The sequence below is a fragment of the Spirosoma sp. KNUC1025 genome, assembly GCF_045160025.1.
Classification (GTDB): Bacteria; Bacteroidota; Bacteroidia; order Cytophagales; family Spirosomataceae; genus Spirosoma.
Genome location: NZ_CP087139.1, coordinates 5,801,822 through 5,816,323, shown reverse-complemented (window position 1 = coordinate 5,816,323; position 14,502 = coordinate 5,801,822). Strand labels below are relative to the sequence as shown.

The 14,502-nt window shown below is 51.5% G+C and carries 9 protein-coding genes and 1 pseudogene; 4 read left to right on the top strand and 6 right to left on the bottom strand.

Annotation, left to right across the window (positions count from 1 at the left end; all coding sequences use genetic code 11):
• Positions 1 to 59: 59 nt before the first annotated feature.
• Positions 60 to 3,772: pseudogene (locus tag LN737_RS25430) on the bottom strand (PAS domain S-box protein).
• Positions 3,773 to 4,006: 234 nt separating this feature from the next.
• On the opposite strand from LN737_RS25430, the gene LN737_RS25425 reads away from it, so the two are divergent.
• From LN737_RS25425 to LN737_RS25410, 4 genes are read left to right on the top strand one after another with little or no spacing between them, the layout of a single operon-like run.
• A complete protein-coding gene (locus LN737_RS25425) occupies positions 4,007 to 5,404 on the top strand; it encodes a hypothetical protein (RefSeq protein ID WP_405513208.1) in 1,398 nt (465 codons plus the stop codon).
• A 56-nt stretch (positions 5,405 to 5,460) separates the two neighbouring features.
• Positions 5,461 to 5,796: a PKD domain-containing protein gene (locus tag LN737_RS25420; protein ID WP_405513206.1), complete on the top strand. Its 336-nt coding sequence runs from the start codon at positions 5,461 to 5,463 to the stop codon at positions 5,794 to 5,796.
• Positions 5,797 to 5,805: 9 nt separating this feature from the next.
• Positions 5,806 to 6,738, top strand: a complete 933-nt coding sequence (locus LN737_RS25415) for a hypothetical protein (protein WP_405513204.1) — start codon at positions 5,806 to 5,808, stop codon at positions 6,736 to 6,738.
• A 47-nt stretch (positions 6,739 to 6,785) separates the two neighbouring features.
• Positions 6,786 to 7,562, top strand: coding sequence for a hypothetical protein (locus tag LN737_RS25410; RefSeq protein ID WP_405513202.1), 777 nt, complete (start codon positions 6,786 to 6,788; stop codon positions 7,560 to 7,562).
• A 9-nt stretch (positions 7,563 to 7,571) separates the two neighbouring features.
• On the opposite strand, the gene LN737_RS25405 is transcribed toward LN737_RS25410, so the two are convergent.
• The 5 genes from LN737_RS25405 to LN737_RS25385 form a co-directional block, all read right to left on the bottom strand.
• Positions 7,572 to 8,639: a WG repeat-containing protein gene (locus LN737_RS25405; RefSeq protein WP_405513201.1), complete on the bottom strand. Its 1,068-nt coding sequence runs from the start codon at positions 8,637 to 8,639 to the stop codon at positions 7,572 to 7,574.
• Positions 8,636 to 8,959, bottom strand: coding sequence for a hypothetical protein (locus LN737_RS25400; protein ID WP_405513199.1), 324 nt, complete (start codon positions 8,957 to 8,959; stop codon positions 8,636 to 8,638). Before LN737_RS25400 ends, LN737_RS25405 begins: the two co-directional genes overlap by 4 nt.
• A 54-nt stretch (positions 8,960 to 9,013) precedes the next feature.
• Complete coding sequence (locus LN737_RS25395) at positions 9,014 to 9,625, bottom strand: TIGR02281 family clan AA aspartic protease (protein WP_405513197.1); 612 nt, start codon at positions 9,623 to 9,625, stop codon at positions 9,014 to 9,016.
• Between the two features lie 13 nt (positions 9,626 to 9,638).
• Positions 9,639 to 10,979 (bottom strand): hypothetical protein, encoded by a 1,341-nt coding sequence (locus LN737_RS25390; RefSeq protein WP_405513195.1) that lies wholly within the window; start codon positions 10,977 to 10,979, stop codon positions 9,639 to 9,641.
• An 87-nt stretch (positions 10,980 to 11,066) separates the two neighbouring features.
• Positions 11,067 to 14,501, bottom strand: a complete 3,435-nt coding sequence (locus LN737_RS25385) for a hypothetical protein (RefSeq protein WP_405513193.1) — start codon at positions 14,499 to 14,501, stop codon at positions 11,067 to 11,069.
• Between the last annotated feature and the right edge of the window lies 1 nt (position 14,502).

Sequence of the window (14,502 nt, the reverse complement as noted above, 5' to 3'; positions counted from 1 at the left end):
GGCCGGATTCTTGTCGATTCCGGCCTTTGCTGTTGATACCATATCTAATTTTAATGCATTTAATTCACCTGAGTACGTGCATGCTCCGCCAGAAATTCATTAAATGACTTTTCCAATGCCTGTAAGGCTTCCGACAAACCACTGGTATCGTTAACCTTCAATTTGCCTTCGGCAGTTCGGGCAATGTCGGCTACGCGGGCCACGCCAATTGTTCCGGCGCTTCCTTTCAGCGTGTGCAGGTGGCTTTTGACGGTTGGAATGTCGCCAAGGGCGTAGGCCGATGATGCGCCACTGACCAACTCCGACGCTTCCGTTACGAACTCTTCCATGATGCTGTCGACCAGTTCCTGACCGCCTATATCACGTAGTTGTCCAACGATCTCTTCGTCAATAATGGGTAAACTGGATTCAGGGGCGGGCACAACAGGTTTCGGAACATTCTTCACCGGAGGAGCCTGTTTCACCTGATTGGCATCCGAAATTTCTTTCACTTTGGCAATCAAACTCTGGGCACGTATCGGCTTGGCAATATAATCGTCAAGTCCCTGACTGATGAACCGTTCACGGTCTTCACGCATGGAATAAGCGGTCATGGCAACAATCGTCGGCAGCTCCTTCCCAAATTTTTCGCGCAGATTGCGGGTCGTTTCCACGCCGTCCATGTCCGGCATTTGAATATCCATGAAGATAACGTCGAAAGCCGGAATCGACTTATCCTTGCCAGCCTCCCGGTTTTCAGCCGTTTTCGCTGTAACAATCTCAATTGCCGCCGGTCCACTGTCGGCAGTGGTGACTATACAGCCCGCTTTCCGTAGAATTTCGCTGGCCACTTTCCGGTTAACGGCATTGTCATCAACCAGCAAAACGTTTGGATGATACGTATTAAAGAAGTTAGCCAGTGCTATTTCCGCAACTTCGGTGGTTTGCTGCGTTGGGCTGATTGCCGTTTCTTTAAGCTCGATGGTAAACCAGAACGTACTACCCATGCCAACGGTCGATTCGACGCCTACCTCACCTTTCATCAAATGCGCCAGCTCTTTGGAGATAGCCAGTCCGAGGCCCGTACCGCCAAAGGATTTCCGCGACGACGTATCGACCTGACTGAACGAGTTGAACAGCAGATTAATATTTTGAGGAGAAATTCCGATTCCCGAATCTTTCACCGCGACGCGAATCCGGTTGAATTTGCCCCGCTTGCTAATCAGCGATACTTCCACCTGAATGCTGCCGTTTTCGGTGAACTTAATGGCATTCGAGGTCATGTTCGACAGAATTTGCAGCAGGCGTGTCTGGTCGGCAATAACGAACGTTGGCAAGTCAGGAGCCAGGTGATACGTCAGGCTGTTGTTTTTTGAATTCGCCTGCTGGCCGAAGAGCGCGATCAGTTTCTCGAATATTTCCTTAAACGCTACGGGCGATTCGTGCAGCACCATCTTCCCGGCTTCAATTTTGGAAAGATCCAGAATATCGTTCAGGATGTTGAGCAGGGTTTCTGATGAGCGTTTGACCGTCCGAACGTAGCTACGTTGCTCGTCGTCCAGCTGCGTATCGTTCAGCAGGTCGATCATGCCGATGATTCCGTTCATCGGCGTGCGTATTTCGTGGCTCATGTTGGCCAGAAACTGCTCCTTCACCTTCAGCGACCGTTCGGCTTCATCTTTCGCTTTCTCCAGCTCGGCCGACTGGCGTTTCAGTTCCGTAATATCGCGGGCCAGCACCGCCACCACCGAACCACTGCTCGGATCGTCGTTCAGCATCAGCATGTTGAACATGTACTGGCGCTCGCTTCCATCTTTCCGACGCATACTGGCCTCAAAATTCCGTAAGCTGCGGTTCCGGCCAACCTTAAACATGGCCCGGCGAATGGCACTTTTGTCAATAAAAAACTGGGTGATTTCATGCCCCAGCACTTCATCAGGCGTATAGCCCATCCGCTTGAATACCGAAGGGCTAATCATGGTGATACGTCCTTTCCGGTCGACGCGTGCGTAGATATCCTGGAGGTTTTCGAAAATACCCCTGAATTTTTCTTCGCTTTGCCGGGTGGCAATTTCCGCGCGTCGGCGGTTGGTGATGTCGCGGGCAATGCCCGAGACTTCGTCAATAACCCCACCGGCCAGCAGGATTGGATTCAGGTGAAACTCGAGGTAGGTTTCTCCCGGGGTGTTTCAAAATATAGTTCGAAGTTCTGCGGATGCCCCCGAAAAGCCTGCCGATATTTTTCTTCCAGCTTTTTCCGGTTTTCGGCACCGATGATGCGCCAGCCAAGATCGGGTGCATTCGCATGAATGGAAGGAGTTTCATCCAGCTGGTACTCGATCAGGCGCGCATAGTTTTTATTGAACGACGTAAGCTGGAGGGCTTTATTGACCGACCAGATCAGATACGTACTACTGTCGAAAATAGCGTTCAGACGTGCGTTTTGCTTGTCCAGACGTGCTTCCGACTGTTTCCGGGCAATGGCCAGCGCCACCTGACCCGAAATGAATTCGAGCAGTTCCAGATCACGCGGGCCATAGGTCTGGGCATCATCGTAGGATTTAACCCCAATTATGCCCGTAATCTCATCCCCAACCCGTAGCGGAGCCGTCAGCATGACTTCGGGCTGGCGCAACCCGTATAAATCGATGTGGTGCTGGTCGGCCAGTTGACGGATATCCTTTTCGTATAGAAACAAAGGTTTATTGGCCCGAATCGTGTACTCGATAATACCATTCCCCAGTTTCCGTTTGGTAAATCGCATCGTACTGCCAAAGTACTCATCAACGTAGTACGGAAAAGACAGGTACGTTTTGCTGGAATCGTAGAGCGCTATAAAGAAATTTCGGGCCTCGATAATGTTGCCTAACTCCTCATGAATTTTGTGATAGAGTTCGGCCAGGTTCGGCGTGTTGATGGTCCAGTTGGCAATGCTGTAATAGAGCTTCTGCGATTTTTCGGCCCGGATTCGACCCGTTGTATCATGCATGATACAGCGGAAAGCCGTCGGTCGGCCATTATCAAATCGACAGCTGACACTTCCGGACAGAAAGAGCGTTTTTCCATTCTTGGCGCGAAAAACCGTTTCGATATACGGGAGCTTGTCGCCTTCCTGAATCCGTTTGAGCATGCCCAGCGTACTGTCGGCATAATCGGGGTGCAGTACGTCCCGGATGTTCAGGGCTGAAATCTCGTCTGAGCTATAGCCCAACGCTTCCCGCCAGGCCCGGTTCACGAAAATAAACTTGCCATCGAGCGTCAGAAGCTGGATCAGATCGGACGTATTGTCCACTAAATCCTGCAACTGAGCATTGGTGTTCGACAGGGCGGAGGCTACGCGCCGTTTGTTCGTTACGTCTTCGCCAATAACCGTAAACGACGTAATGTGTCCGTCTCCGCCGTTTACAATCACGGAGTTAAGCTGAACACTACGTAACGCACCACTGCGGGTCAGCAGATTGATTTCCCGCTGTTCTGAAAATCCTCCTTTCGCCAGCGCTTCCTCAAACTCGTTTCGGAGTTTGGATCGGTCGGTAGCTGGAATAAGCGTATTGAAAAAGTTTTTCCCGATGATATCGGTTGGCTGCCAGGCCGTAACCCGGTAGGTATATGGATTAATATGTTTTAAGGTTCCGTCGCGTTCAATAGTTAGACCAACCAGATTCAGTTGATCAACCGTCTGGCGAACGTCGAAAGCATGCAGTACGTCCGAGGGAGCACCGCCATCGCGTTCATGGTGAAGCCGTTGGATTTCGGCCACTAGTTCATCTTTGGTTTTGGCAGACCAGCGCATAAGTAAGCGGGTATGTGGAGAGTTGGTAAATAGGCGTAAAGCGTATAGACTACGTTCGGGAACTAACGTAACAAATACGTACGTCTTTCTGTCCGACTAGTTAAATTTACAAAAAATATTGATTTCTGATAAATAGATTGCCGTCGCCCCACCGACAATTCGTGGTTGACGGGATTATGTACACGTTCTGGGTATGTAACAAAAGTCTGTAAAAAGCCATCAATTTATTCTGCTATGAACCGTTTCTGTAGGCTGATTTATCTGCTTTTTATGGCGGGATTTGTGTTGACCTGCCGACAATCGTCACCAGAACCCGATCCGTTTGCCAACAGTACACCTCAGCTAAAATCCGTTACGTTTTCGGGGATTCCGCAGCAGAATATTTCGATTGATCAGTCGGCGAAAACCGTCTCGGTACGTATGCCGGAGTCGGTTCCGAATGACATCGACATTACCCTTGAGCTAACAGACAATGCAGAATGGGCCAATAAAATGACGGTTGCCAGAAGTAGTAGCTTATTTGGCTGTGACTCCTGTTTTCACATTTATCTGAAAGCCAAAAGTGATGTGTCGAATTCGGCTATAATCGATTATCGCGTCAAACTGATTTCCGCAGCACCCTTAGCGGTCGGGGCTTCATCTACGCCTTTACCCTACGTCATCCGAAACAGTAATGGTAGTTATCTGGATATACCGATGCGGTATCTATACGGAAACAGACTGCCCCGTCAGGCCCGGTTCACGTACGACAAGACAGGCGAAGAACTAGTAATCAAACGCGATTCAGCGTTTTCATTGTCACCTTCCGATCAGTTCCGAATTAAGTACGGAGCGTATGCCAATACGTTGAGCATTTATCTGTTCGATGAAAAACTTATGCCCGGCAGCTACCACGTTGATCTCATACTGGACGACGGCACTAAACTGAAGGTTCCCCAAGCCGTTGTCGTTAGTCCGGGAACGCCCGATTTTGACTATGAATTTGCCAGTTATCTGGCGTATCCGAAAATCAACTTTGGCTATCGAGTAGCTGCCGGAAATACGCTCACCATCGACGGATACAATCTGTTTGCGGGCGAGGTCAGGCTGGAGCTGGTCGATGGAAAAAGCAACGTATATCCACTGTCGGGCGTCGGGTTCAATCGATACGGTCGCCAGCTTCAGGTGCCTATTCCCGCTACGTTGAGTCTTGGTCAATACGTAATGCGAGTCTGGCAGAACGATATCCGGTTTCCCTATTCCTATTGTTTACGGGTCAACGTAGCGGCAGAGGGGCAGAACCGGCCCGTCATTGGAATTATTGGCGATGAGGCTGCTCCCTGCTCGCTGGTGGCTCCGGTTTCGGTTAAGCGGGGCGTCAGAGTGGCTTTTTCGTCCAGCCTGAAACAACAGGTACTTACCGGTGTTTTCCAGAACGCTACGTTAAAACTTACGACTCTTTCGGGGCAGGAATCGTATTATGGTACAGTGGTTCCCTTCAACGTGAATAGAGGCTGGGACCCCGATGAGTCAATTACGTTGCCTGCTACAATACCGCCAGGTTTGTATAAGGCCGTTTTGCAGGTACTGGATGCTCAAAACAACGTAGTGGCCGAGAGCGAGCCTTATGGTCGGCTGCTGGAGGTAAAGTGAGGTGACTCTTCATTCCGAAACTATTGCTTACTTTGCTTGTATCTGATTCATACACTATGCTAAAACGCTGTCTCTGCCTGAGTATATGGCTGGTCGCTATAGCCTGCGAACCGTTTGATCTGGAGAAGAAGACCTTCCCAACCTGTGCTAAACCATCGGCAGGTATTGGGTATACAGCCGGAACACTGGATGTTACGTTTTTTCTGGATAATCCGCAGGGCGACATTGGCGCGATTGGCTGGGACCCCGGTGACGGAAAGGGAAATGGCCGGGTTGGAAACCGCGTAACGTACAGTTATGAGAAACCCGGTACGTACACAGTCTCGCTGGTACTCGGCAACAAGTGCGACGACAAATTCACGGCCACCCGACAGATCACCGTTCATAATTAAACTCTGGTTATGCGTTTATTTCTTGCTTTGTATTTAGGTCTGTTGCTGGCATTACCGGGTCGGGGGCAGGAGCGCGTCCGTAACGTTCGGCTTCAGGTTATCGATTCATCCCAGATCCAAATCTGGTACGACCTGGTTGAAGCCCGGCCGGGCGACTCGATTTATGTCGGTATGGAAAGTCGGGTACGGGGTGAGGTGCGCATTTTGCCTGAATTTATTCGGGGTGATATCGGCAAACGCGTAACACCTGGCTCTAACCGACGTATCGTGTGGGATGCGGTAGCAAATGGGTATCCCCTGAATGAAGACATTCGGGCCACGGTTTTTGTGAAAACGAGCCCGCTTGCAAACGTGTATCAACCGCCATCGCTAACCGGTACGCCGGGCGCAACGACTCCGGTGGCGGATACCAAACCCAAAGAGACTGCCGTAGCCACATCAACACCGCTGTCAGCGCAACGTACTGAGCCGTTGGCTAACCCGGCCCTTCCGTCAGATTCTGTTTCGTTTCGCACTACTCGTTACGTCGGACCTGCCTGGGCGCTGTTATCGGCAGTAGCACCGGGAATGGGTAATATTTTTGTTCAGATGCCGCGTCCTAAAATAGGCTTTCGACCGTTAGTGTTGGTGAGCTGTTACGGCCTGATAGCGTATGGGCTAACGGAGCGGCAGAAATCGATTGATGAGTATGCGATTTACGAACAGCAAAAAAATAATACCGACGCCGAACCGTATTACCAGTCGGCCAATAACCACCATCATGCCTACTGGCTGGCTACTCGGGGAGCGGTTGCGATCGCTGCAGCCGATGTGATCCTGACGTTCATTCGGGGGCTGCGCAACAACCGCATCCTGAAAGGGTCGGCCAGATTGCAGTCGTTTTCGTTACGTCCGGGCATGCAGGGCGGCCAACCAACAGCCGTTCTTCGGTATTCGTTTTAACAGAATCAACTGTATCTGATCCATACACTTACTCATTACGTATCCGAATGATTAACCCGTTTTTTCGTTACGTTCCAATCGTTGGTCTGCTGGCAATCATCTCGCTCAACAGTATGGCTCAGGCGCCCCAAACTTCTCCCGGAGCATTAGTTTACTCTGCGTCCAGTGCCTGGGAAAAAGTGGTGCTCAAGCCAGCAACTCAGGCTGCGTCGGTGCGCCGGGCAAACATTCCCGTACCCACTGCGACAACTGATTTTCGACCGGCGTTTACCGGCGATTTCGTCACGAATCGTAATTACTGGAGGGCGGGGAACATAGGCGACTATCGCTATCAGATTGGCCGAGGGTCCTATAGCATTCGCAAACGTAATGTTTATACGCAAAAAGCCGCGTTTAGCTCGGTTGCTTTACCGCAGGATATCAACCTGAACCGGGCGGAGGTATTTACGATCAAGGTGGATGTGCTGGCAGATTCGGGGAAAGTGCCGACGGGAGGAATCCTGTTTGGCGTAAAAGATTCGCTTAATTTTTGCGCGTTCACTACCAATGGGCGGGGCGACGTATCCATCAAGCGGGTTGCCAATGGCGAAACGTTTGCCGATTACATGCCGGGGGCTTATTTCAGACCCGGTGTGCCGGTTGATAAAAATCGAAATCGACTAACCATCAAACGCCGGGGCGAATACCTTCATTTTTACATTAACGAACAGGAAGTTCGCAGCAGTCCGTATTTGTTTCGCATATTACCGGGCAATGGTATCGGCTTTACCAGTTCAGGCTATTGGACGGCTTTTCAGAAACTGATCGTAACAGTAGGGCTATAAGCGAAATGACTAGTTTCTCACCTGCTCACCCGATCGATTGATGGTCATTAGCTGGCCGTTCAGAAATACCGATGCTGTATTGCCGCGAAAAGGGGTTATCGCTTCAAATTCCGGCTGAATGACCCACTCATCGTTTTGATTGACATAACCCCAGCGACCCTTGGCGCGGGCGCGTCGCCAACCCATTTCATCGGCTCCCAGTTCTACTTTATCGTACGGCTTATCGCCAAACGCTTCCTCATATTTACCGATACGGGCATCGGCGGGGCTGGCTGGTTTGGTTTCAGGCTCTGTGCGGGCAATTGGCTCTTCAGCAGGGGGCGGAGCCTGTGTATCCTCGTTTTTGAGTATGTCCGTTACGGTAGCGACAGGTTCTGAATCCGATTCCTCGGGTGTGTCGGTCGCTGTTTCCTCTACAGGCGTATCCGGTTGCTGCTGGCTAACGTTCGATAATTTTCGGCTAGAGGTTTTCTCCGTTTTCGGCTTGGGTTTGGGTGCAGTATCCCGGCTGTTGCTGCTTCTGATGAACCAGTAAATAATGGCGAGCAACGCAAGCGCAAACAATACGCCATAAATACCACTACGGTCGGGCTTTATTACCTCTACCCGCACGGTACTCAGCGGATTATTGTTTGCGTCAAACAAGGAATAATCCGTGCTTTTTGACGGTTTTACCCAACCCCGATTCTTCGGCGACAGACCTTCGCCCAGATCGTCGATGGTAACAGCCAGCAGGTTTTCAACTTCCCATTCAAGCGTAACGGGCTGCCCTTTACGCACGCGGGCGGGCGTAGCCGTAAAAGACCGAACAATGGGTGGTTTCTCGGGGAGTGGAGGAGCTGGAGCGGTCGATGCAACTGCCGGTATATCTATTGCAGGGGGCGTTGGAGGCTTTGGAATAACCCATTCCGGAACAGGTGTTTCCGTAGGCGTTACGTTGGCTTTGGGTGGCTCAGGCTCTGATACTATAAGTTTCTCGAACACTTCCGATTTGGCTGGCGAAGCGACTTCTTCGGCTGGCGGTGTCGCGGGCGGCTCCGGCTTTGCCGGCGCAACCGGTGGCTGAATCTGCTTCAATACGGCCGGAACCCACGTATGTTTAACAAAATCGGGGAAAGCTTTAACGAACTAGCCGCATTAACAATCTGGTTTAAGTCCTGATCGATCAGGTGCGCACGCGAAGGTTGAGCCAGCCGGGCAATGCGGGCGCGTATGTTTTGAAATAAAATAGCATTGTTACTAACTTCCTGACTAACTTCATTGGCCCGTTTTAACGCATCGGTCAGCGATAGACCAGCCTGCTGAGCGTCCTGTAGATAGCCGTTCGTCCGCCAGGCATCGGGGCCATCGAGAACAATGGCTTCACGCAGTCGGTCGATCAATTCGGTTTCTGTCATAGGGAGGTGTACTGGGATTCTTTGGCGGCTGCTTCACCGGGTAAACACCAAAGTTCAGTCGAACGTCACAATATTACGTCGATAATCCACCGAAATTTTACCGAACTGCGATAAAGCTGACTGCCCAAGCAGCAAAGGAGCTTTCGTACTGCGCACTACGTTGGCTGACACATTTTCGAGTACGCGGTCACCTATCTGCACGGATTTAAGCCGAATGATGTCACCCGGCGAAATATCCCCATTCGCATCCTGAAACTTCGACTGACCAATTATATCCGCTTCGGTAATAGCCCCCTGTTTGTACATAAATTCAGCTTCGGTAGCCGAAATGGAGATCAGGCTGGCGCCGGTATCCAGAATGAATTTCATAGGAACACCATTGACTGTGACGGGCACTTTGTAAACCCCACGGTCTTTCTCCATCGCTACTTCGGTAGGACCTGATCCGATCTGTTTCAGGGTCGGCTTGGGAAGTTCGGAAGGCGTACGGGGCGCGTCATTGGCGGTCTGATCCGCCGTGTTTCGTTTCGGTTTTTTGGGCTGATGACTACCCGACCGCGAGCAGCCAGAGCAGCCTGACAGATAAATCAGGCTGCTCACTAGCAGGGGTATGATCAAAAATCGTATCATTTTCTGTGTGGCTTTCAGCGTACCGGATTGAAACATAACGTACTAGTCGTTATTCGTACCGAATCAGCGCTTTTGTTTTTACGCGCCAAATGCCATTCTCGAAGACGGCCTGACCATCCCGGCGCATGGCGATACGTGTATGGACGCTTGTATAACTGTTTTCACTTTCGCAGGCCGGTTCGATCATGTAATTGCGGTACGTCAGAAACCGGGCGACGCGCCCCGGATCGGCCTCGAACCGGAACGAAGCAATTGAAGGATTGTCGGCGCTAACACTAAACCGATACGCCGATTCGGGCGAGAGCGTATCGGATTTCTGCGCAATGTCGAACTGACCGTTTGGGTCGGGTGGTGGAAAATAAAACACCTCCGATCGGGCGGGTGCCAGGGCCGGTTCAGGAACGGGTAGTACTGGCGTAGGTGGTGATTGATGCTGAACCAGTGCCGATTCGAGTGTAGACTCTGGCTCGATAACAGGTTGCCCCGAGCGTATGCCGGGATTTGCTTCCGGGCTTTGTGCAGGCGGTTGCTGCTTCAGTTGCCGAATAGCCTCCAGCGGGTCAACATTAGCCCCTAATTCACCCCTTAGTACGTCGTACGCTTTAGCCTTTTGCTGATCGGCGTCCTGCGGCTGACGGGGTACGTTGGCAGGTTTGTTCCGTCGGGCTGTATCCAGCGACCGGCTCAGTTGTAAATTCTCGGTACGCAGACGATCCGCTTCTGCCTTTGTTTCTTTATAAAGAAGAAAATAAACCGCTGCGGCTCCGCCCAGCAATCCTGCAATTAAACCTGCAAGTATCATCCAGAATTGTTTTTCCTGTTCGTTTTTTACCTGACTTTCCAACTGGCTGATCTGAAGTGCCGTGGCTGAGACGTCGCTTTCTTCATCGCTAACGGGCTGGGTAGCAGTCGGCGAACCGGCTGCTGTTGTGCCGCCTTCCTGCACTTCGTCGGGCGGGAGGAGTCCGTCAATTTTAGCCAGAATCTGCGCCTGAACGGCAGGGCTCAGCGGTACGCTATAGGGTTTTTCAGCTTTATGGGCTGTGTAAAACCTCGTCAGCTGTTTTCGAATGCTGGCATTGGCTTCACCGGGCGACATTAACTGAAATTTCTGCGTATTTTTCAACTCGCTCAATTCCTGCATTTTCGCGCCAACCTGATCCCAGCTGCCAACGCCCCGAATAACTTGTTGTGGATCACAACCGTCTCCACAGAGAAGCAGCTGCGTATGGATTTCCTGCGCTTTCGGTTGATTGATGTTTGAAAAAACAGCGATGGCTACGTCTTTCGTCAGCGTGTCAACAGCCGCCTGATTGGCATTCTGGGCGAACGTAACGACAGACGACGTAACAAGGCTGACCAGGGTTAAGAAGGGGAATATTGTTCGCATAAAATAGTGTCTCTGTTTATGTGCTGTCAGATTCTCACGTCTGACAACACTTCGTTTTAACAGTCAGGCTTTAGGCCCGATAATACACTATGCCAGTGCATTAGCCAGTTTATTGATTGCGCCGATAAGCGGATAGAAAAACAGCGTCTCCTCGATGGGTGCGCCGAGGGCATCCGTCATTCCGCTATACTCAGCCGCTACGTCGCTTTCTTTCCGCTGAATGCCATCCATCAGCGACGTATCCAGATGAGTCCGTAACTCCTGCTGTGCCACCACCAGCGACCGGGCTGATACGTTCAGATTCCGGACAAAGCTGAATTGCTGATTGATCGCAAAAAAGAAATCAATGAACTCATTGGTTTCCTTCAGCAGCGAGTCAATAATTTCGGGCTTACGCAGGTCGGCGTAGGTCAGCGTTGGGAACTCGTCGTTGAACGTAGCTGGGTACACGTAGCTGATGGCTTCGGTATCAACCGGACGGCTATTGGACGGCTGCATCAGAGCCCCTTTGCAGGTTACTTCCTTCGGGCCTTTGCGTTCGTAAAACAACGTCAGACCGCTGGCATCGTAGGTTCGGTCGTATACTTTTTCGAAAATGAGTCGGGCTAGTTTCCCCAACATCTGATCGTCGGAGCTGATGATTGTCAGTAATTTGGAACCCGTACCACTGAACGTAATGGCACCCGGTAGCGCAATACCACGGTGTTTCATCAGGCGAGCGATGTGGTAGAGCAGAGCCGTGTAAAACAGCACGAAAACTACTTTCAGATCTTCGTCTTTTGCCAGCATTCCGTTGAATGAGAGCATGCTTTTGGCTTTCACATCGTTGCTTTTCTCGATGGAGAACCAGAATGCCATAATGTCCTCCGAACGATTAGTATCCAGAATCCGGCGATTGTTATCGCTCAGGTTACCGAGGCTCTGGCTTTCCAGCAACGTCTGGATTCGATCGGCATATTTGCGAACAAAGCCGTTGTGACTGGCTGCGCCATATTCACTAAACGCATCACCGTAAATAGCGTTGCCCGCAAATCGGAACGACGTCAGCAACCTTGGTTCGTTCCGTTCGTACACGACTACATCTGAGGTACCTCCGCCAATGTCGATATTGATAACGGGCCGGGCCGATGCGCTCAGCGTTGGGTTTTGCTTGTAATAATAGAAAGGCGCTACCGATTCCGAAACCTCACGCAATCGCCCGGCCGATCCGCCAATGTAGCGATCATAAAGTTGTTGCCAGTCGGCGCGGAGCTGGCTTACCCGACCGGGCGTCATGCTGGCCGGGAAGAACCAGTATACCGTTGTCTGCGACAGATTTCCGCCCTCAGTCAACACCTTGTTCTTAATCAGCATCAGCAATTCTTCCAGGAAAGCCTCTACACGTCGTTCGGTCTGGTCGCTGGTTTTGGCCCATTTCAGGTTGGTCGTAATCCGGTTAGAACCTGCCGGTTGGCGCTCTACGTAGAACGGAATGTTGAAATCCGCCAGGGCCTGCGTCTGCTGATTGAAACTCAGGTTCATGGGTTCCGCAATAGCCGTCCGCGTCGGGAAATTGTCGGGCTTGCCGGGGCCGATGGTCGGTGGAACAAACTCCAGATCGTAGAGCACGAAGAGTTCAAATAAAGCCGCATTGTATTGGGCGGGAGCTACCAGCGTTGCCACTTGCGGACTTAATTCGGCCACATCGAATGGGCGGGGGGCACCGCCATCAACGCTGTATTCAATGTGCGTGTTGGTCGTGCCAAAATCGACCGAAAACGAAAACTGCTTACTGCCGCCGTTGTACAGTTGCCAACGCGGAATCAGTACGCCATTCATGTCGCGACCGTCGCCCTTGATATGAGTCTGTAGGTAATCGAACTCTTCCCGCATTACGTAATACACGCTGGAACCGTCGGTGTTCTGCTGCCGGACGGTACGCAGGTGAATCGATTCGGGCGTTGCTTCAGCGTTGTCCTGTTGCTTGTAATACGTAAGCTGGTATTGATTCTGACTGTCGAAACCCGATTCGATCAACTCAACCCGATAGTCGGCAGGTACCGTAACCGATCCTGAGCGGACAAACGGGTAAATATTGACGGTAAACGAATTTTCGACAATAATGCCTTCGTTTGTAGCCTCGTTGGGAGCCGTCGAATTGCCCACAGTTGGGCTGTACAACCGCTCGAACGTAACGAACTGATTACCCGGCTGATTCGGAGCCGTTACCGGAATGTCGAGCGTTACGTTGATACCCCCACCTTGCGGTACCATTTTCAGCCGAACCCGGCCCGCCAGCAAATCGTCGACGTCGAAAAAGTCAAAGAAGTCTTTTTTGAGCGGCAGCAGAAAGCCTTTGTCCGTCGCCGAGGTTTGCAGGTTGCCATCGAAAAAACGGCCCCGATCTGTTGGAAACGGCAGGCGAATGAGGTACGGCTCCAGAAAGTCACTCACGGTTAGCCAGGGGTAATTGCCCGGTTGACCCGGAAGCGGACGCTGGTTATCGCGCCAGGATTCGCGGGCGAAATAAGGAACAGTCGTGTTTGAGTTCCATTGCGTTTGTGGTACGTAGGTAAACTGCCGGAAAAAGCGGTTTTGCAGCGCCATTGGCCGCGGCAGGTTCGGATTCAGCCGGGCAAATTTGTCGGACTTGATGATGAAATCACTGACCTGACTAATGGCACGCGAATCGGATTTCTTCTTGCGGAGCGGAAAGCCCAGCACTTCCACAATATCACCCGGCCCCGTGGTAAGCTCTTCAAAATCCTGATCGAATTTCTCGCGCGTCAGCAGCGGCTGCCCATTGTGCGACTCAATATGTTCGTAGAACAGGGTAGGGTTCTGTTGCTGCAACAACGCCCGGCTTCGGTTCAGGTAATCGTCAACTTCGCGGAAACGGTCGCGGAAATTGGGCATAAATAGCTTCAGCGCATACCAGAATTTCTGATACTCGATATCGCGCTGGTGCAACGGACAAACCGACGTATCGAACAGCCGGTCGTTACCCATTGATACATCAACCCAGCTCAGATCATTGCCCGAACTGAAAAACAGCGTTTTTGGCGACGTACCGCCCACAACACGCCCCCGGTAATTAAGCACAAAGAGCCGTTGCAGAGCATTGAAATTGTACTCGGCTGCATCCTGATCCAGAAACAATTTCAGCGCATCAGCCAGCCGTTTATGCCCGATATTGGTCGACTGCCGCAACCGGTCAAGGTCCGTCCGAATATCGAAAGGCGTAATGGTTACGTAGGTCTTTAGTTTATCGTAATTGAAAAACAGTTCGCCCACGTCGAGCGCGTCGGACACGATACGCTGATCGTTGACCGTACCGTTGAGATCGGGGCGAAGGGCAAGATTCAGGAAAGCCGACCGCACTAAGTCCATGCGGGCAAACGGGCTCGGAATAGACGTCGGCTGCTTAACGGTCTGACCACCCTGCGGGTCGCGAATGGCCGCAATCTGATCCGTACCGAGGGGCTTGCTAACGTACCAGTGCAGGCCAGGGGTGGGGTTATGTAAGCTGAATGTTGTTGGCATA

Bases quoted from the DNA above. Each gene is read 5' to 3' on its own strand.
- LN737_RS25385 (WP_405513193.1), bottom strand. From the start codon at position 14,501: ATGCCAACAACATTCAGCTTACATAACCCCACCCCTGGCCTGCACTGG.
- LN737_RS25415 (WP_405513204.1), top strand. From the start codon at position 5,806: ATGCGTTTATTTCTTGCTTTGTATTTAGGTCTGTTGCTGGCATTACCG.
- LN737_RS25395 (WP_405513197.1), bottom strand. From the start codon at position 9,625: ATGTTTCAATCCGGTACGCTGAAAGCCACACAGAAAATGATACGATTT.
- LN737_RS25425 (WP_405513208.1), top strand. From the start codon at position 4,007: ATGAACCGTTTCTGTAGGCTGATTTATCTGCTTTTTATGGCGGGATTT.
- LN737_RS25400 (WP_405513199.1), bottom strand. From the start codon at position 8,959: ATGACAGAAACCGAATTGATCGACCGACTGCGTGAAGCCATTGTTCTC.
- LN737_RS25390 (WP_405513195.1), bottom strand. From the start codon at position 10,979: ATGCGAACAATATTCCCCTTCTTAACCCTGGTCAGCCTTGTTACGTCG.
- LN737_RS25420 (WP_405513206.1), top strand. From the start codon at position 5,461: ATGCTAAAACGCTGTCTCTGCCTGAGTATATGGCTGGTCGCTATAGCC.
- LN737_RS25410 (WP_405513202.1), top strand. From the start codon at position 6,786: ATGATTAACCCGTTTTTTCGTTACGTTCCAATCGTTGGTCTGCTGGCA.